The organism is Bradyrhizobium roseum (assembly GCF_030413175.1).
Classification (GTDB): domain Bacteria; phylum Pseudomonadota; class Alphaproteobacteria; order Rhizobiales; family Xanthobacteraceae; genus Bradyrhizobium; species Bradyrhizobium roseum.
Genome location: NZ_CP129212.1, coordinates 2,712,676 through 2,731,234 on the forward strand (window position 1 = coordinate 2,712,676; position 18,559 = coordinate 2,731,234).

The 18,559-nt window shown below is 64.2% G+C and carries 20 protein-coding genes; 9 read left to right on the forward strand and 11 right to left on the reverse strand.

The genetic code is table 11. The features are described from left to right. The first annotated feature begins 16 nt into the window (after positions 1-16). From hyi to QUH67_RS12735, 3 genes are all read left to right on the forward strand, one after another. Entirely contained in the window at positions 17-802 is a 786-nt protein-coding gene (hyi, locus tag QUH67_RS12725; RefSeq protein WP_300947041.1) for a hydroxypyruvate isomerase, read from the forward strand. Then, a complete protein-coding gene (locus QUH67_RS12730; protein WP_300948022.1) occupies positions 799-1,716 on the forward strand; it encodes a 2-hydroxy-3-oxopropionate reductase in 918 nt (305 codons plus the stop codon). The genes hyi and QUH67_RS12730 overlap by 4 nt, the downstream gene beginning before the upstream one ends. A 143-nt stretch (positions 1,717-1,859) precedes the next feature. Continuing rightward, positions 1,860-2,243, forward strand: a complete 384-nt coding sequence (locus tag QUH67_RS12735) for a DUF1236 domain-containing protein (protein WP_300948023.1) — start codon at positions 1,860-1,862, stop codon at positions 2,241-2,243. A gap of 81 nt (positions 2,244-2,324) precedes the next feature. Here QUH67_RS12735 and QUH67_RS12740 read toward each other — a convergent pair whose 3' ends face one another. The 3 genes from QUH67_RS12740 to QUH67_RS12750 form a co-directional block, all read right to left on the reverse strand. Continuing rightward, positions 2,325-2,678 (reverse strand): VanZ family protein, encoded by a 354-nt coding sequence (locus QUH67_RS12740; protein WP_300947042.1) that lies wholly within the window; start codon positions 2,676-2,678, stop codon positions 2,325-2,327. Positions 2,679-2,753: 75 nt separating this feature from the next. Then, positions 2,754-3,359: a thiamine pyrophosphate-dependent enzyme gene (locus tag QUH67_RS12745; protein WP_300947043.1), complete on the reverse strand. Its 606-nt coding sequence runs from the start codon at positions 3,357-3,359 to the stop codon at positions 2,754-2,756. Positions 3,360-3,367: 8 nt separating this feature from the next. Beyond that, a complete protein-coding gene (locus tag QUH67_RS12750; protein ID WP_300947044.1) occupies positions 3,368-3,913 on the reverse strand; it encodes a thiamine pyrophosphate-binding protein in 546 nt (181 codons plus the stop codon). Between QUH67_RS12750 and QUH67_RS34950 the strand changes: the two genes are divergently transcribed. From QUH67_RS34950 to QUH67_RS12765, 4 genes are read left to right on the forward strand one after another with little or no spacing between them, the layout of a single operon-like run. Then, positions 3,869-4,297, forward strand: coding sequence for an amidohydrolase family protein (locus tag QUH67_RS34950; RefSeq protein WP_407080426.1), 429 nt, complete (start codon positions 3,869-3,871; stop codon positions 4,295-4,297). The genes QUH67_RS12750 and QUH67_RS34950 overlap by 45 nt on opposite strands. A 28-nt stretch (positions 4,298-4,325) precedes the next feature. Further along, positions 4,326-5,375 (forward strand): hydroxyacid dehydrogenase, encoded by a 1,050-nt coding sequence (locus QUH67_RS12755; RefSeq protein ID WP_300947045.1) that lies wholly within the window; start codon positions 4,326-4,328, stop codon positions 5,373-5,375. A gap of 11 nt (positions 5,376-5,386) precedes the next feature. Then, on the forward strand, positions 5,387-6,265 hold the full coding sequence (locus QUH67_RS12760) for an alpha/beta fold hydrolase (RefSeq protein ID WP_300947046.1): 879 nt from the start codon (positions 5,387-5,389) through the stop codon (positions 6,263-6,265). Positions 6,266-6,272: 7 nt separating this feature from the next. Then, positions 6,273-7,109, forward strand: coding sequence for an SDR family NAD(P)-dependent oxidoreductase (locus QUH67_RS12765; RefSeq protein WP_300948024.1), 837 nt, complete (start codon positions 6,273-6,275; stop codon positions 7,107-7,109). A 302-nt stretch (positions 7,110-7,411) separates the two neighbouring features. Here QUH67_RS12765 and QUH67_RS12770 read toward each other — a convergent pair whose 3' ends face one another. From QUH67_RS12770 to QUH67_RS12805, 8 genes are all read right to left on the reverse strand, one after another. Then, positions 7,412-8,707 (reverse strand): aspartate aminotransferase family protein, encoded by a 1,296-nt coding sequence (locus QUH67_RS12770; RefSeq protein WP_300947047.1) that lies wholly within the window; start codon positions 8,705-8,707, stop codon positions 7,412-7,414. Positions 8,708-8,711: 4 nt separating this feature from the next. Next, the gene (locus tag QUH67_RS12775) at positions 8,712-9,788 is read right to left on the reverse strand and encodes a phosphotransferase (RefSeq protein ID WP_300947048.1); all 1,077 of its coding nucleotides are present in this window, start codon (positions 9,786-9,788) and stop codon (positions 8,712-8,714) included. A gap of 9 nt (positions 9,789-9,797) precedes the next feature. Continuing rightward, complete coding sequence (locus tag QUH67_RS12780) at positions 9,798-10,733, reverse strand: 2-hydroxyacid dehydrogenase (protein ID WP_300947049.1); 936 nt, start codon at positions 10,731-10,733, stop codon at positions 9,798-9,800. Positions 10,734-10,748: 15 nt separating this feature from the next. Then, complete coding sequence (locus QUH67_RS12785) at positions 10,749-12,356, reverse strand: ABC transporter ATP-binding protein (RefSeq protein ID WP_300947050.1); 1,608 nt, start codon at positions 12,354-12,356, stop codon at positions 10,749-10,751. Between the two features lie 2 nt (positions 12,357-12,358). Further along, positions 12,359-13,198, reverse strand: coding sequence for an ABC transporter permease (locus tag QUH67_RS12790; protein WP_300947051.1), 840 nt, complete (start codon positions 13,196-13,198; stop codon positions 12,359-12,361). After that, positions 13,195-14,166, reverse strand: a complete 972-nt coding sequence (locus QUH67_RS12795) for an ABC transporter permease (protein WP_300947052.1) — start codon at positions 14,164-14,166, stop codon at positions 13,195-13,197. Before QUH67_RS12795 ends, QUH67_RS12790 begins: the two co-directional genes overlap by 4 nt. A gap of 72 nt (positions 14,167-14,238) precedes the next feature. Continuing rightward, positions 14,239-15,792 (reverse strand): ABC transporter substrate-binding protein, encoded by a 1,554-nt coding sequence (locus QUH67_RS12800; protein WP_300947053.1) that lies wholly within the window; start codon positions 15,790-15,792, stop codon positions 14,239-14,241. A gap of 60 nt (positions 15,793-15,852) precedes the next feature. Beyond that, positions 15,853-16,641 (reverse strand): class II aldolase/adducin family protein, encoded by a 789-nt coding sequence (locus QUH67_RS12805; protein ID WP_300947054.1) that lies wholly within the window; start codon positions 16,639-16,641, stop codon positions 15,853-15,855. 127 nt (positions 16,642-16,768) lie between these two features. Between QUH67_RS12805 and QUH67_RS12810 the strand changes: the two genes are divergently transcribed. Further along, positions 16,769-17,509 (forward strand): GntR family transcriptional regulator, encoded by a 741-nt coding sequence (locus QUH67_RS12810; RefSeq protein ID WP_300947055.1) that lies wholly within the window; start codon positions 16,769-16,771, stop codon positions 17,507-17,509. Beyond that, a complete protein-coding gene (locus tag QUH67_RS12815) occupies positions 17,506-18,531 on the forward strand; it encodes a histone deacetylase family protein (RefSeq protein ID WP_300947056.1) in 1,026 nt (341 codons plus the stop codon). Before QUH67_RS12810 ends, QUH67_RS12815 begins: the two co-directional genes overlap by 4 nt. The last annotated feature ends 28 nt before the right edge of the window (positions 18,532-18,559 follow it).

An 18,559-nucleotide genomic window follows, 5' to 3' on the forward strand; every position in this document is an offset into this window, starting at 1 on the left:
TCACGGAGACTAGATCGTGCCTAAATTTGCCGCCAATCTTACCATGCTATTCGGCGAAGTGCCGTTCCTCGATCGCTTCGCGGCTGCCAAGGCTGCGGGGTTCAGCGGGGTCGAATACCTGTTCCCGTATGAGTTCGACAAGGCCGATCTGCGCGAGCAGATGCACCAGCACGGGCTGACGCAAGTGCTGCATAATCTGCCCGCGGGCGACTGGGCGGCAGGTGAGCGCGGCATTGCCGTTCTGCCCGACAGGGTCGACGAGTTTCGCGACGGCGTCGCGCTCGCCGTCGATTATGCCAAGGCGCTGGATTGCCGTAAGCTCAACTGCCTCGTCGGCATCGCGCCTGACGGCGCGGACGCAAGCGATCTCAACGAGGTATTGGTCGGCAACCTGCGCTTCGCCGCGGACGCGCTCGCCAGGGCGGGGATCAAGCTTCTGATCGAGCCAATCAACACGATCGATATTCCCGGCTTCTTCCTCAACAAGACGGCGCAGGCGTTACAACTCATCGCGGATGTGCGCTCAAGCAATGTGTTTGTGCAGTATGACATCTACCACATGCAAGTGATGGAGGGCGACATCGCGCGCTCGCTGCAAAAACACCTCTCCCGCATCGCCCATGTCCAGCTTGCAGACAATCCCGGCCGCAACGAGCCGGGCACCGGCGAAATCAACTATCCCTTCCTGTTCCGCCATCTCGACGCTATTGGTTATCGTGGCTGGGTCGGCTGCGAATACAAGCCGAGGACGACGACGGTCGAAGGCCTCGGTTGGCATGCCGCACTGACGGCCGATACCTGAACAAGAAACGACAAAGGGGAGTTGAAATGATCGATATCGGTTTTATCGGCCTCGGCACCATGGGCCGCCCGATGGCTGGCCATCTTCAGGCTGCCGGCCACCGCCTGTTTCTGCACGACGTTGTGCCCGTTGCGCCGGAGCTGGTCGCCGAGGGCGGCGTACCCTGCAAATCCGGCAAGGAAGTCGCCGAGAAGTCGGACGTCGTTATCATCATGGTGCCGGATACGCCGCATGTCGAAGCGGTGCTGTTCGCGCAGGATGGTGTCGCGGCCGGGCTCTCGAAGGGACAGATCGTCGTCGACATGAGTTCGATCTCGCCGCTCGCCACCAAGGAGTTTGCCAAGAAGGTGGAAGCGCTCGGCGCCGACTATCTCGATGCGCCGGTTTCGGGCGGCGAGGTCGGGGCCAAGGCGGCGAGCCTGACCATCATGGTGGGCGGACCGGAGCGCGCGTTCAACACCATGAAGCCGGTGTTCGACAAGATGGGCAAGAACGTCACGCTCGTCGGCGCCAACGGCGACGGGCAGACCACCAAGGTCGCCAATCAGATCATCGTGGCGCTGACGATAGAGGCGGTCGGCGAGGCGCTGCTGTTCGCGTCGAAGGCCGGCGCCGATCCGGCGCTGGTGCGGCAGGCGCTGATGGGCGGCTTTGCATCGTCGCGGATTCTCGAAGTGCACGGCGAGCGCATGATCAAGCGCAATTTCGAGCCGGGCTTTCGGATCGAGCTGCATCAGAAGGATCTCAATCTGGCGCTGGAGGGCGCGCGGGCGCTCGGGCTTTCGCTGCCGAGCACGGCGTTGGCCCAGCAGCTATTCAGCTCCTGCACCGCCCATGGCGGCAAGGCGTGGGATCATTCGGGCATGGTACGCGCGCTGGAGATGATGGCGGATCATCAGGTCGCAAAAGGCTGATTGCTTCTACTTTACTCGAACTGGAACTCCCTGTGACTGGAACCGCGCCGAATTCTAGGCGCGGCCTTTTTGTTACGGATCGGGAGGGGAACCTCTTCGGTTTCTCGTAGTTGAAACGCATCGTCAAATCACTGGAGGGTGCGATGAACAAACGTTTGGCTGTTTCACTGGTGGCTGCTTCGCTGCTGATTCCGGGCGCAGCTTTTGCCCAATCGACCACCGCGCAGGGCGCCGCGGATGGCGCGGCTGCGGGTGGCCAGGTCGGCGGCCCGATCGGCGCCATGGTCGGCGGTACCGTGGGTGCTGCGGTGGGCGCGGCCGTGGAAATCCCGAACGCCGTGATCACCGGTTTGCCACGCGAACGGTCGGTTGTGGTTCAGGAGCGCGTCATCGTCGGCGAACCGCTGCCGACGACCGTCGAACTGCGCCCCGTACCGCAGTACACCGAGTATCGCTACGCGGTGGTCAACGACCGCCGGGTGATCGTCGATCCGCGCACGCGCCGCGTTGTCAAGATCATCGATTAACGAAGATCGACTAACGCAGATCGCGTTTCTGAAATCGATCCTCGCGGGTATCCTCCCGCGAGGATTTTTTCGTGGCGGGACTTATGCTGCCGATCGCCGTGTTCGGCCGATCACCCAGTCGATGGCCAAAGCGCCGACGAGCCCCACGCAGGCCGCCAGCGCATCAACCACAAAGTCGCTCAGCCGTGCATGCCGGCCCGGCGCCAGAAACTGCAGCACTTCAACCAAGCCGGTATAGACGATGACGAGAACGGCGGTGAGCCGCGGCGCGCGCGCATAGGCCAGTCCGAAAGCCAGCCCCAGCAGCACGAAGGCGAACGCATGCTCGCCGTTTTGTCCGAGGTTCGAATGCGGCCGTTGTGTCGCCGGGCCGAGCGTCGCATAGGCGATTGCCGCTGCGAGGCCCCAGGCGAATAGTCGAAGGATGATGGTCATCGCGCTGCCATAGCATAATTCAGCGCCGGTTGGCTCATGCACGGGACGAGGCGTCAACCGTGGTTAATTCGCGTTCTAGAGAGGTTCCCTCACGCCGATACCGTGCATAAAGCGCTCCCGGATCTGCACGGGATCGCGGCGGGTGGTGCCTGTGCCCGGCTTGTCGTCGATGCGGACGCCGATCAGCGTCGGGCCCGCGGCCGACATCGAGGCTTCGATCAGGCGCTCGAAGTCGTCTTCGTCCGCCGCCCAGCTCGAATTGGTCAGCCCGCTTGCGACCGCGATGGCGACGATATCGGCCACGGCGGCGCCCGGCGTCGGTTGCGCGCCGGTGATCTGATAGATGCCGTTGTCCATCACGACCAACGTGAGGTTTTTCGGCTTGAGCGTCGCAATCGTCGAGAGCGCGCCCAGTTGCATCAACAGCGAGCCATCGCCTTCCAGCGCGAAGACCCGCCGGTCCGGCTGCGCCAGCGCCACGCCGAGCGCGATCGGGAAGGCGAGGCCCATGCTGCCGAGCATATAAAAGTTCTGCGGCCGGTGGCCGGCGGCCCACAGGTCGAAATTGGTGTTGCCGATGCCGCCGATCACGGCTTCCTCGTGCTTCAACTTTGCCACCAGCCGCGAGGTGAGATCGAAGCGGTTCATGACCTTGGTGTTGCGGGCGGGATTGCTGCTCATGGGATCGCTCACTTGTCGAACACTTTGCCGCCGGTCAGGAGCGGCGAGAGGATCAGCGCCACCGGCGCCTGCGTGGCGACGGCCTGCTTGATGGAGCGGTCGACGATGAACTCGAACTCGTCGATCCGCGTCGCGGTATGGTGCTCCATCGCGAGCGAATCCAGCACCGGGCGCATGGTGCGGCACACCAGCGATTGGCCGTAGTTGAATTCGCCGAGCGTGCCGCGCTCGGACACGAACATGATCAACGGGATCTGGTAGGGGACCGCCAGAGAAGCCAGCACGTTGGCCAGCGTGGCAAACCCTGATGTCTGCATCAGCACGGCGCTGCGCATGCCGCCCATCCAGGCGCCGGAGACGATGCCGACCGCTTCCTCCTCGCGCGTGGTAGCAAAGGTTGTAAAGAAGGGATCGGCGTGCAGGTTTTTGATCAGCGGCGTGAGCACGCGATCGGGCACGTAGGGGACGAGGCGGATATCATTGCGCTTGAGCGTTTGCAGCACGATGGCGTGCCAGCTCTTCTCGGGCGAGGTTTTTTCCTCCGCGACCGCCATTTTTGTCTCCTTGTACCCGCGACGATCTTTCGTCCGCGCCCATCCCTGGAGCGGCGAAACTTGACGCCATCGGCGGGATTGTCAACATGTCCGAAACGTATCCTGCCCCGCGCCCGTGCCGCTACAGGGCGGATACGACGATGTGAGATAAACAAGAAAAGATATCAAGAGAGGAAGCCATGGACAGGTGGTTTCCGGATCGCTGGCGAAAGCCGATCCGGCGCAGATGTATCGGGCGGCGACTGGCCGCACCCGCGCGTCGAGGGAGAAATGCCCGACGCCGGTCATCTGCTCGAGTTGTTTCAGGCCTGGACCCCTGATAAGGCCACGCAGCAGCGCATCCTCGTCGACAATCCCGCCAAGCTCCACGGTTTCCCGAACTGAAAGTTCGCCCAAGAAAGTTGCAAGGACAATGACCGTCAACAACAAGCGCGTGTTCTACGTCAAATACCTCGCCCACGAGATCTATGTCGACATTCTCAAGAAGCGCGCCGACGTGCGGCTCGACCGGCTGGAGAACGACAGCCCCGATGCCGTCGCAGCACCCATCCTGGCCGAGGCGCATGCCTACCAGGTCGGGGCGGCACGCGACGAGATCGCGCCGCACTTCCATGTTCACGCGGATCTGCTGAAGCGGGCACCGAACCTTTTGATCGTGTCCTCGAACGGCGCGGGCTTCGATCCCGTCGACGTCGATGCGTGCACGGCGGCGGGCGTGGTCGTCGTCAATCAATCCGGCGGCAACGCCAATTCGGTCGCCGAGCATGCGCTCGGGATGATGCTGACGCTGTCCAAGCGCATTTTGGAGGCCGACCGCGCGCTGCGCCGCGAGGCGAATGTCAACCGCAACGCGCTGATCGGCAATGAAGTCCAGGGCAAGACGGTCGGCATCGTCGGCATCGGCAATGTCGGTCGTCGCATCGCCGAGCTCTGCAGCGGGCTGCTGCACATGAAGGTCATCGCCTACGATCCTTATCTGAGCGCGGAAGAGATCGCTGCCCGCGGCGCCGAGAAGGTCGAGCTTCACGACCTGATGCGCCGTGCGGATTTCGTTTCGATCTCGTGTCCGCTGTCCAAGGACAACCGCCGCATGATCGGCGCCCGCGAATTTGCGCTGATGCAGCCGCACGCGTTCTTCGTCACCACGGCGCGCGGGTTCATTCACGACGAGGAGGCGCTGTACGAGGTGCTGCGCGACAAGCGGATCGCCGGCGCCGGCCTCGACGTCTGGGACAAGGAGCCGCCGCCGCCGGAGCATCCGCTGCTGCAGTTCGACAATGTGCTGGCGAGCCCGCACACCGCAGGCGTCACCAAGGAGGCGCGGATCAACATGGGCAAGATCGCCGCCGAACAGATGCTCGATGCGCTGGACGGCAAGCGCCCGCCGCGCATCGTCAATCCCGAGGTGTGGCCGGCCTATGTGAAGCGTTTTGAGCGGACGTTTGGATTTACGCCGAAATAAGAAGCGATCCCATGACGGCCGAACCGGCAGACCTCTTTTACGAGTCGCAAGGGCTGCGGCTGCACTATGTCGACTGGGGCAACGAAGCCGCGCCGCCGCTGGTCTTGGTCCATGGCGGGCTCGATCATTGCCGTAACTGGGATGCAATCGCGCAAGCATTGCAGCCGCATTTTCATGTCGTGGCGCCAGACTTGCGCGGACATGGCGATTCCGAATGGGCGAAGGGAAGCAGCTACAGCCTCGCCGATCATGTCTACGATCTCTCCAGGCTGATCCGCCATGCCAAGCTGAAGGATCCCGCCATTGCCGGTCACTCAATGGGCGGGATGATTTCGTTGGCCTATGCCGGGACCTATCCGGCGCAGGTGTCGCGCCTCGGCGTGCTGGACGGTATCTTTCTGGCAGGCTCCCGGCGCACGCCGATTCACGAGCAGATGTCGCGATGGATCGACCAGCTCGACCGTATCGGCGAGCGCGAGGCCAGCACGTTCCGGACCATCGAGGAGGCGTCGCAGCGGCTTTCGACGCGCAACAAGCGTTTGACTCCGGCGCTGGCGTTGCATCTGGCCCGCCACGGCCTGCGGCAGGACACCGACGGCCTGTATCGCTGGAAGTTCGATCATCATCTGCGGGCGAGGGCGCCGTATCGGCTGTTGCCGGACGACTATACCGGCTTGTGGTCGCGGATTACTTGCCCAACCCTGTTGATGTGGGGTGACGAAAGCTACCTTCCCGATCCCGAAGCCGCCGGCCTGCTGGCGCATTTCAGGCAGGCCAAAATGCAAAAAATTGCAGGCGCGGGTCATTGGCTCCATCATGACCGTCTCGATGTGGTCCTCGCGTCGCTGCGGCGGTTTCTCGATGCGCCTCAGCCTGCTCAAGCACGGTGAAGTGAAGATGTCCGACAAGATGCGTTATGTCCGCCCGCTCAGTCCGGAATCCGCAGGCGAAGCGCCAGGCCGGGGCCGTCTTGAGGGCCGCCGCATTCTGGTGGTCGGCGGTGGACAGCGGACGTTCGACGCCGCTACCGATCCGGTCGGCAACGGCCGGGCGATGTCGCTGCTGTTCGCCCGCGAAGGCGCCCATGTCGCGGTCGCCGACGTCAACCGTGCCAGCGCCGATGACACCGTGCAGCGCGTGTTGGCCGAGCAAGGCCGCGCGTTCTCGATCCAGGCCGATATCGCGCGTGAAGACGACGTGATCAGGATGATCGACGAGGCGATCGATGGTCTCGGCGGCCTTGACGGCATGGTGCTCAATGTCGGCATCGGAGTCGGCGCGCTCGGGCTCGACGGCGTGACCCTCAAGGAATGGAACGATACGTTCGCGGTCAATTTGACCGGGCCGATGCTGTGCTGCCGCAAGGCGCTGAGGCACATTGCTGACGGCTCCTCGATCGTGTTCATCTCCTCGATCGCAGCACTTCGTTCCGGTTCGCGGCTGATCGCCTATGACGCGTCGAAGGCGGCGCTCGGCGGCCTGATGCGCAATGTCGCGAAAGAGGGCGCCAGGCGCGGCATTCGCGCCAACATCATCTATCCGGGCCTGGTCGATACGCCGCTCGGCCGCCACACCAGCGCCGGCCGGCCATCGCGGAGCGCGGCGGGCGTACCGTTCGGCCGGATGGCGACGGGCTGGGAAATTGCCTACGCGGCGCTGTTTTTCATTTCCGACGAGAGCGTTTACGTCAACGCGCAGGCGCTGGCGGTCGACAGCGGAATCACCGGGCTATAGGGGCGGGAATCCGGAGAGAAAATCTCATTCGCCGCCGGGCTGATCGCGGCAATAAATTCACTGCCGATCGGCCTTCCGACAAAGCGTGTATTGCTATTTTCCCAGGGATATCGACTACTTAGCCTGACAAGACCATCTTCCCTATGCGCCTTGCCCCCCGGCGCAGATGGAAGACGAAGACATGCGACAGGTTCGTTCCTTGCTGAGCAACGCGTCCTCCCGTATCGGGCGCCGGCTGGCCCAGATCGTGGCCATCGCCGCTGCCAGCCTGCCGTCCGCCGGCGCCTAAGGGCCGCGCCCTCTTACGTTCCCGACATCCCGTTTACATCCGCCAGTGCCTGATCGAGGGTTTCGATGAGCATTTCGGCATGTTTGGCGCCAAACGCCAGCGGCGGCCGGATCTTGAGCACGTTGGCGTGCGGGCCGGCGGAACTGATCAGCACGTGCCGTTCACGCAGCAGGTTCACGATCCGCGCGGCCTCCGCTGTGGCAGGCGCGCCCGTCGGGCCACCGTGCCGCAGTTCGACGCCGACGAATAGTCCGGCTCCGCGCACTTCGGCAATCAACGCGTGCCGTGCCTGCAGCTCCATGAGCAGCCTGGTCAGATAACCCCCGGTGCGTTGCGCGTTCTGTACCAGCGCTTCGGCCTCGATCACGTCGAGCACCGCAATACCGGCGGCGGCAGAAACCGGATTGCCGCCAAAGGTGTTGAAGTAGCGCGACCGTCGTCCAAACTCCGCGAGCAGCTCGGGGCGCGCCGCCATCCCGGCGACGGGATGGCCGTTGCCCATCGGCTTGCCCATGGTGACGAGATCGGGGACGAGGCCGTGGCGGGCAAAGCCCCACATCCCTCCGCCGCAGCGGCCGAAGCCGGGTTGCACCTCGTCGGCGATGAAAAGCGCGCCCTCGGCCCGGACGGCTTCGACCGCCGGGCGCAGAAAGCCGGGGGGATCGGCGAACACGCCGTCGCTGGAGAAAATCGTATCGACCAGAAGCGCCGCGGGGCGGATGCCGTGCTTCTTCATATCGGCCAGTGCATCGCTGACGTGACCGGCAAAGATTTGGCCGGCGTTCGAGGCCGAACCCGGCGCCGGCACCAGTCGCACGTGACTTCCTTCCGGAAGCGGCAGCCCGAGCGCGGGAGAGAGCTCAGCCAGCGCGCTGGTGACGCCATGATAGGCGTTCGCGGTGACGATGAAGCCGGTGCCGCCGGTGCAGGTTCGCGCGACGCGCAAGGCGAGGTCGTTGGCCTCGCTGCCGGTGCACGTGAACATGACGTGACCGATCTCGGGCGGAAACGTCGCGAGCAGTTTTTCCGCGAAATCGAGCACGGTCTCGTGCAAATAGCGCGTGTGCGTGTTGAGCACCGCGGCCTGCCGCGCAATCGCCTGCACGACACGCGGGTGGCAGTGCCCGACCGATGCAACGTTGTTGTAGGCGTCCAGATAGCGATCACCGGCGGTGTCGTAGAGCCAGACGCCTTCGCCGCGGATGAACTGGACCGGCTGGTCGTAGAACAGCCGATACGCCGGGCCGAGCAGCCGGCTTCGCCGCGCGATCATGTCTCGGGTCGAAAGGGCCTCATCGGCGGCGGACATCTCTCTACTCCACATCGCAGGCGCGTTGAATCTGAAGTATGGCCTGGTCTCGGGACAGCGCCGCCATGCGCTGCAGCCGCGCCCAGGCCGCAGCATTATTGCGCAGAATGTAATTCCGGTTAGCAGGATAGCGGGCTGCGCGCCAACTGCTGATCACGATCGTCATGGCCATCCGCGTGGCGATCAGGTCGAACAGCGCGCCGAATTCAGCGGGCTCCAGCGGCAGCTCGGCATGGTAGGCCGCGATCATCTCGCAGGCCGGCGCCAGCGGATCGTCGCTGTCGGCCACCTGATACGCCGCCGTGATCGCGAGGTCGTTGACCCGCGCGGTGCAGGTGAGGTCGCCGAAATCGATGATTCCGGCAACGCCGGCCTGGGTTTCGGGGTCGACGACGACGTTATGCGGGTTGAGGTCGTTATGGACGGGCTGGTTCGGCAATTGCGGAAGTATCGGCAGGGCGCGGGTTTCGAAGCCGTCGAGAATGTCCTCAACCAGACCGCGCCGATCGCCGGGGACGGCGTCGATCAGCGGCCGCAGTTCGGTTGCGTGCTGAAGGTCCCACAGCAATTTGTGATTGGCGCCGCAATGGCTGAAGTCACTGAGGCCCCGCGTAAGCCGTGCGGCGCACCGGCCGAGATCACGCCGCAGCGCCGCAGACCCTGTGGCTGCATGCATCGGGGTTCCCTCGAGATACGACAACAGGCGCACGACCCGCGTCGAGCCGTCGTCGAACGTCAGATCGAGCTCGGTCATGCCGTTCCGTGCCGGAAAGATGCGCGGGACCGGCAGGCCGGGGTCCGCAGCAGCGAGATGGAGCAGCGCCTCCGTCTGCAAATTGGTCACCGCGCGGTCTTCCGCGGGATTGGCAATCTTCAGGACATACGCGTGCCCGCTCAGCGAGCGCAGCCGAAAGTTCTGATCGCGCTCGCTGTCGAGCCGGTGTACGGCGGCGGTCAGGCCGTAGTGCTCCGCCGCCAGTCTCTGGGCCAGCGTTTCCGGGACGGCAGATGCGGCGCGCAAGGTATCGATCGGGTGATCGGCAATCGTCGCAGGCGACCCGTCCGGCGCTGGAATTTCCATTGACGTCGCTCAGTAGCCGCGTTCGCGGTCGATGGAGTGCGGCGGGCGCCGGCCGGCGCGTATCGCTTCCGCGGTCGCGCGAAACGTCGCCCCGATCGCTTCCACGCTGACTTCACAGGCATCATGAGGCGTGACGACGATGTTGGGGTGCCGCCAGAACGGGTGCCGCGGCGGCAATGGCTCGGTTGCGAACACATCGAGCGCCGCGCCGGCAAGCTGGCCGTCCCCCAGCGCCGCGAGCAGATCGGCTTCGACCAGATGCTCGCCGCGGCCGACCTGGATCAGGTAGCCGCCACGACAGATACGCGCGAACGTGTTGCGGTTGAGGATGCCTTTGGTCTCCGGCGTGAGCGGCAGCAGGTTCACGAGAATCTCGGTCTGGCCAAGCATGGCCTCAAGACCGGCAGCGCCATGAAAGCCGCGCACGCCTTGTGGCGTCGGCTTTTCGGTTCGGCTCCACGCCATGACCGGAAAGCCGAGTAGTGCGAGATCGGCAGCGACCCTGCGGCCGATTTCGCCAAACCCTAGAATTCCGACCGGCACGTCCTGCGCCCGGCGCGGGCCGAGACGCTGCCAGCGCTCCTCGCGCTGCTGCGCCTGATAGGTCGCAAAGCGCCGCTGATGGCCGATGACGTGCCAGGCGACGAAGCCGGACATCATCTGGGCCTGCGCGGGGTCGACGACGCGGATCACTTCGACATCGGGACGCAGGCTGGGGCACGCCAGGATGTTGTCGACGCCGGCGCCGATCGAGCAGACCGCCTGCAGATTGGGATAGCGTTCGAAAGCGTCATCCGGCGGATGCCAGGCCACCGCCAGCCGAACATCCGATGCCGGCCCCTCATGCGGATGGCTGACGATCTCGATGCGGTCGGCGGCGCGCATGAAGTGCGGGCCGAGATAGCCGCGGAGATCGAGGCTCTTGCTAACCAGGACGCAGCGCATCGTTCGTAATCCGGTTCATGCCGCCTTGGACGATGACGTCTGGCCGGGCACGGCGGAAAGCAGTTCGCGCGTGTAGGCGTGCTCGGGGGCGGCAAACAGCAGCGATGCGGATTTGAGTTCGACGATCGCGCCGTGCTGCATCACCGCGATGCGATCGCAGATCTGCGCGGCGACGCGCAGGTCATGGGTGATAAACAGCATCGACAAGCCCAGCCGGGCCTTCAGGTCTTCCAGCAGGTGCAGCACCTGTGCCTGCACCGAGACGTCGAGCGCGGAGACCGCCTCGTCGGCGACCAGGATTTCCGGGTCGAGGGCCAGCGCCCGCGCAATGCCGATGCGCTGCCGTTGGCCGCCGGAGAATTCATGCGGAAAGCGTTCCATCGCGCTGGCGTTGAGGCCGACCAGGCCGAGCAGTTCGCCGGCTCGCTTGCGCGCTGCTGCCGGGTCGGCGCCATGCGCGATCGGTCCGTCAGTGATAATGTTGCCGACCTTCCGGCGCGGGTTGAGGGAGGCAAACGGATCCTGAAACACCATCTGGATGCGGCGGCGCTGCTCGCGCAGCGCCTTTCCCTTGATCCGGGTGAGATCGACGTCACCGATACGGACGGTGCCGGCGTCGGGTTCGATCAGCCGCATCACGAGGCGTGCGACAGACGATTTTCCGGAGCCGGATTCGCCGACCAGACCAAGCGTCTCGCCGCGAAAAATATCAAAACTGACGTCTCTGGCCGCCTGTACGCGCCGTTCGGCGCGGAACCAGCCGCCGCCGCTGACATAGGTCTTGCCGAGGCCGATCACCTCCACGGCCTTGCTGCGGTCGACCAACGGTGCGCGCGGTGGCGGCTGCAGCGTCGGAACCGCGGCCAGCAAGGCGCGGGTATAGGGATGCTGGGCGCGCTGCAGCACGTCGTCGGCGGTGCCCTGTTCGACCACCTTGCCGTGCTGGAGCACGACCACGCGATCGGCGATTTCGGCGACGACGCCGAAATCATGGGTGATGAACATCACGGCCATGTTGCGGCGACGCTGCAGGTCTCGGATCAGCTTGAGGATCTGCGCCTGCGTCGTGACATCGAGCGCCGTTGTCGGTTCGTCGGCCACCAGCACGGCCGGTTCGAGTGCCAGCGCCATGGCAATCATCGCGCGCTGGCGCTGGCCGCCGGACAATTGATGGGGGTAGGCACGAACGATCCGCTCGGGGTCGGGCAGGCCGACTTCACCGATCAAGGCGAGCGCCTTTTGGCGGCGTGCCTTCGGCGTCAAGAGATCATGCGCCTCGAACATCTCTGCGATCTGGTCACCGATCCGCATCAGCGGATTAAGAGCCGTCATCGGCTCCTGGAACACCATGGCGATGCGGCGGCCCCGCAGCGCGAACCATTCCGTCGGGCCGAGCGACACCAAATTGTTGCCCTCGAACAGGATCTCGCCGGCCTCGGCCGTCACCGTTTCCGGCAGCAGACCCATCAGCGCGTGCGCGCACATCGACTTGCCGGAGCCGGATTCGCCGACCACGCAGAGGATTTTGCCGCCCGTGAGTTCGAACGAAACGTCGTCCACGGCATAGGGGCGATCACCCCCGGGCGGCAGCGCCAGTTTCAGGTTCCTGATGACGACGCTCATGCTCAGCGTCCCCCCTTGGCGAGGCGGGGGTTGAGCGCGTCGTTGAGACCTTCACCGATCAGGTTCAGCGCCAGCACCGAGACCAGAATGGCGATGCCGGGGAATACCGTGATCCACCAGGCCTGGCGGATCACGGTGCGGCCGGCACCGACCATGTAGCCCCATGACATCAGATTGGGATCGCCGAGCCCGAGAAAGGAGAGCGAGGATTCCAGCAGGATTGCGGTAGCCACCATCAGCGACGCCAGCACGATGACCGGCGACAGCGCGTTCGGCAGGATCTCGCGCCAGATGATCCACCAGTTGGTCTGGCCGGTCACGACCGCCGCCTGGACATATTCGCGCGTGCGCAGCGACAATACCTCGCCGCGCACCAGCCGCGCCACCGGGGGCCAGCTGACGATGGCGATGGCGGTCACGATCGAGACGATGGAGGGCTGCATGATCGCGACCAGCACGATTGCAAGCGCAAAGCTCGGCACGGTCTGAAAAAATTCCGTGAAGCGCATCAGGGCATCGTCGATCTTGCCGCCGAAATATCCGGCCGCAGCGCCGAGCGGGATGCCGACCGCCAGCGCGGCCACCGTCGAGATCAGGCCGACCAGCAGCGAGACGCGGGCGCCGTAGATGATGCCAGCCATCACGTCGCGGCCGAGCGCGTCGGTGCCAAGCGGCAGATGGGCAAGCGTGAACGGCGGCAGGAACGGCCGCTGCACCATGCGCCAGGGCGAGGTCGGAAACAGCAACGGACCAACCAGCGCAACCGCAATCGCAATGGTCAGGATCGCGACGCCGATCAGTCCGCCGGGATTGCGCAGCAGCATTCGCCAGACTTGCCTCATGACGCGAACTCGATGCGCGGATCGACGGAGCGGTAGACCAGGTCCGTGATCAGGTTGAAGGCCAGCACCATCGCCGAGCAGACGACGAAGACGCCGAGCAGCAGATTGTAGTCGCGCTGCAGCAGCGCTTCGTACATCAGGCGGCCGATACCCGGCCATGCGAACACGGTCTCGGTCAGAACCGCGCCGCCGACCAGCGTGCCGGCCTGCAGACCCGCCAAGGTAACCACCGGCAACAGCGCGTTGCGCAGCACGTGCCGGCGCTGGATCACGCTGTTGGACAGCCCTTTGGCGCGCGCGGTCTTGACGAAATCGAGCCGGTTGACCTCGAGCATCGAGGCGCGCGTCATGCGCGCATAGGTCGCCATGAAGAACAGGCCGATGGTCGTCGCCGGCAGCACGAGGTGGGCGGCGACGTCCAGCACGTGGGCGAGCCCGGTATAGTTCGCGCCGACCGTCTCGTAGCCGAAGCTTGGCAGCCAATCCATCGCGACCGAAAACAGCAGGATCGCCATCAGCGCAACCCAGAACAGCGGGGTGGCGTAGAAGATCAGTGCCAGCACCGTGATGGTGGTATCGGCCCAGGTGCCGGCAAACCGCGCCGCCAGCGCCCCGAACAGGATGCCGAACAGAAGCGAAATCGCGAACGCGGTTCCGGTCAGCAACAGCGTCGCCGGCAGGCGTTGCAGGATCAGGGTTGCGACCGGCATCTGCTGGCGAAACGAGAATCCGAGATCGAGGCTGAGGATGCCTTTGACATAGAGAAACAGCTGCACCGGCAGCGGCTGGTCGAGGCCGAACTTCTCGCGGAGTTGTGCCAGGAAAATCTGATCGCCTGCGCCGGCTTCACCCGCCATCACCAGCGCCGGATCGCCCGGCGCCAACCGGATCAGGAAGAAGTTAAGGACGATGAGCGCGAGAAGCACGACGATGGCCTTCGCAATCCGCTGGGCGATGAAGGAAATCATGTTCGGCCGATGGTGTTGGAGGCGCGATATCCGGGCGTCAGGCTTGGGGACTGACGCCCGGTGCGTCCGCGATTACTTTTCAATCCAGGCGTCGCGGAAGCCGTCGTTCACGCCAATGCCTGTCGTGATCAGGTTCTTGACGCTGCAACGGGTAATGGTCGGGAACTGCAATTCGAGCATCCACGCCACAGGCACGTCCTCGACGAGAATCTTCTGCGCCTTGGCGTAGATCTCCCCGCGCGCCGCATCGGGGAAGGCGACCGCGCCCTCGGCGAACAGCTTGTCGATTTCGGGATTCGAATAGCCCTCGACGTTGTTGAACGGCGATCCCTTGGCGATCTGGCTGGAGATGTAGTTGCGGCCGACACCGAGCGCGGGATCGCCATACTGATAGAGGTAGGTGAAGGCGATGTCGTAGTCCCACTCGCTGACTTTTTGATTCCAGCCGGGGACGTCGGTCGCGACCATCTCGACGTTGATGCCGACGTCCTGCAGGTTCTGGCGAACCATTTCGGCCCAGCGCTGCCATGTCTCGCCATAGGGCAGAGGCAGCATGCGCAGCTTCTCGCCGTTGTAGCCGGCTTCCTTGAGCAGCGCCTTCGCCTTGGCCGGATCGTAATCGTATGTCGGCACCGCACCCGTGTAGTACTTGATCGTCGAGCCCGACGGGCCGGTGGCGACCTTGCCGAGGCCGTTCCAGACCACGTCCTTGGCCATGTTGCGATCGATCGCAAACATCAGCGCCTGACGGAATTTCTTGTTCGCGGTGGGGCCGGATCGGTTGTTGAGCCAGAGCCAGGAATGCGGGCTGAAGAATTCCCAGCCGGCGCCGGTGACGCAGGTGTTCTTGAGCTTGCTCAGGCGCGGCACGTCGAAATTTTCCACCGAGCCGCCCGGCAGCACGTCCACCTTGCCGGTCTCGTAGGCGACCGAGCGCGCGGCGGCGTCGGGAATCACATGCCAGTAGATCTCGTCGATGTTGGGCTTTCCCTTGACGTGGTAGTTCGGATTCTTGACCAGCTTGATGAACGAGCCCTTCTGCCACTCCTTGAACATGAAGGGGCCGGTGCCGACCGGCGTGTTGTTGGCCGGGTTGGTCTTGAAATCGGTGCCGTCATAGATGTGCTTCGGAACCATCGGCAGCGAGCCGACCTCGAAGATGCCGATGAAGGGACCGAACGGCTGCTTCAGCGTGAAGACCACCGTCGATTCATCCGGCGCCTCGACCTTGTCGAGTTGCACCAGATTGCCGCGGGCGCGTGCGTGGGTCTGCTTGAGGAATTCGATCGAGAACAGGACGTCCGCCGAGGTGAACGGCTTGCCGTCATGCCAGGTCGCGCCCTTGACCAGCTTGAACGTGTAGGTCTTGCCATCCGCGCTGACCGTCCAGCTCTCGGCGAGGCCGGGCAAGGGATCGAGTTTGGGGCTGTAGCGCAGCAGGCCTTCATAGATGTTGCCGGCCACCATCTGGGTCGGGCCGTTCTGGACCAGGCCGACCATCAGGCTCGGTGGTTCCGGCTGAATCACGGCATTGACGACGCCGCCTGCCTTCGGCCCCTCGGCCAAGGCTGCGGTGCTCAAGAGAAACGTCGCCGCGAGGCTCATCAAGATCTTACGCTTGGACATTACATACCTCGTTTAAAGAAAAGGAGCTTTCTGCGCCCTCAAATGTCGAGGGCGCCTCGATCAGTTCGCAAAGTCGGGATCGGTACGCTCGAGCATTCGCTTGAAGGCGGCCCATTCGCTGTCGGGAACGCCACTGGTTTCGATCGCGTCGTAGAAGCTGGCGTATTGGCCGGCCGTCTTGCGGGCGACCGCTGCGGACAGCTCGATGACTTCGGCGCCGGACGACTGCACGGCGAGCTGGGCGCGGCAGGAGCGTTCCAGATTGTGCATCAGCTTGAAGGCCTCGGCGACGGAGCGCCCGCAGGTCAGCATGCCGTGGCTGCGCAGCACCATGACGAACTTGTCGCCGAGATCGGCGACGAGGCGCTCACGTTCGTCGAGATCAAGCGCGATACCTTCGTAGTCGTGATAGGCGAGGCAGTCGGTGAACTGCAGCGACCATTGATTGAGCGGCAACAGGCCCCGCTTCTGGCAGGCAACCGCGATGCCGGCCACGGTGTGCGTGTGCAGGACGCAGATCGCATCATGTCGCGCGGCATGGATCGCGCTGTGAATCGTGAAGCCGGCCGGGTTGATGCCGAGACCCATGGGGTCGTCGATGACGTTTCCGTCCAGATCGACCGTCACCAGGTTGGATGCTGTGACTTCCTCGAAGCGCAGGCCATAGGGATTGATGAGGAAGCGGTCCTGCCGGCCCGGCAGACGGGCGGAGATGTGGGTGTAGATGCTGTCGTCGAGGCCGAGCCGGTGAATCAGCCGGTACGCGGCTGCGAGGTCGATCCTGATCTGGAGAGTCTGGTCGGCCGCCGCCGGCCATGCCTTTGCGGTGGTGTGGGCTGCGCTGGTCATTTTCGCCTAAATCCATTTTCCATTTTTTCAGCTTGCGTGCGACGCAGCATTTGGACAAGATTAAAGTGTCGACAATCGACGATCAAAAAATAGTCAAGAGATGACGCAGGTTTAGCCGATGCGCCCCATGTCGCTTCCTGTTGGATTACCGGCCCTTGCCGACAGCGATCTGGTCGGCCAGATCGCCCGCATGCTGATGCAGGCCATTGTTCAGGGGCGGCTGCCTCCCGGCTCCAAGGTGGTGGAGGCAGGCATTGCCCGCGAACTGGGCGTCAGCCGCGCCCCGGTACGGGAGGCGGCGCGGCTGCTGGAGAAGCAGGGGTTGCTGGTCGCAAGCCCGCGGCGAGGCTTCTTTGTGCGCAAGCTCGAAGTCAGGAACATCGACGAGATCTACGATTTGCGCATTTGCATCGAACGGCACGCCGGCGTGCTGGCGGCGCGCAATCTCACGCCGCAGTCCCGCGACGTGCTGCGACGGCAAATCGACGTTCTGCACAAGACCGCCGATCTCGACGATCCGGCGCGGCAGGTGGAGGAGGATTATCGCTTTCACCGACTGATCTTTGAAATCGCCGATAATCGGCGGCTGCTTCGGCTGTTCGATGATCTCGCGGCGGAGCTGCGCATGGTGATCGGATTGATCGGCCGCCTGTACGACGATCCGCATGAGATCGCGCGCACGCATGAGCCGCTGCTGGCCGCGATCGAGGCCGGTCATCCCGAACGCATCACCGCCTATGTCGATTATCATATCGGTCACGCTTGGCGCGAAGTCGGCAAACTGGTGCGGGAGCTCGCGCCGTCCGCCGGCAATGTCGTCGCACACCCGAGCGGGATCTTGTTTCCAACCAACGGAGTAACCGTGTGAAGGCCGTATATACCGAACTGCATCGCAGCCACGATCCGCAATTCTTCCTGGTGCGCGGCGTCGTCCAGCGCACCACCGAGCAGCCAGAGCGCGCCGACCGGCTGCTGGCGGGGCTGAAGGCCGGCAAGCACGATCTAATCGCGCCGACCGTTTTCGGGCAGGGCCCGCGGTCGCGGGTTCACAGCCCCGAATATCTTCGCTTTCTGGAGGAGGCGTGGGAGGCCTGGCGCGCGCTCGGCGATTCCGGCCCTGAAATGATCGCCAACGTGCATCCGGTTCGCCATGACGCCACTTATCCGACCCACATCGTCGGCCGGCTCGGCTGGCACACGGCCGACACAGGATGTCCGATCGGTCCCGGCACCTGGGCCGCAGCCTGCGCGGCAACCGACGTGGCCGCCACGGCCGCCCAACTCGTCATGGACGGCGAAGACGCGGTTTACGCGCTGTGCCGGCCGCCCGGTCACCATGCCTTTCGTGATGTCGCGGGCGGATTCTGCTTTCTGAACAACAGCGCCGTCGCGGCTTCTCACCTTAAGCTGAAGCATGAGCGGGTCGCGATTCTCGATGTCGACGTGCATCACGGCAACGGCACGCAGGGAATCTTCTACGAACAGGCGGACGTGCTCACGGTGTCGATCCATGCCGATCCCGTGTTCTTCTATCCCTACGTTTGGGGATATGCGCATGAGCGGGGCGCGGGCCCCGGCCTTGGAACCAATCTTAACATTCCCTTGCCGAAGGGCACCGGCGATGACGACTATATGAAGGCTATGGGTGACGCAGAAAAAACCATCCGCGCGTTCGCACCCGGGGCGCTCGTGGTGGCGCTCGGTCTCGATGCTTCGGAACGCGATCCGCTCGCCGGCCTTGCGGTGACGACACCAGGTTTCCGCCGCATCGGTGCTGCGATCGCCCGGCTGGGCCTTCCCACCGTCTTCGTGCAGGAGGGTGGCTATCTGTCCGATATCCTCGGCGCCAACCTCACCGCGGTACTCGGCGGGTTCGAGGAGGCGCGTTAGTGCACGATCCGGAAAAGTGGAAACCGGT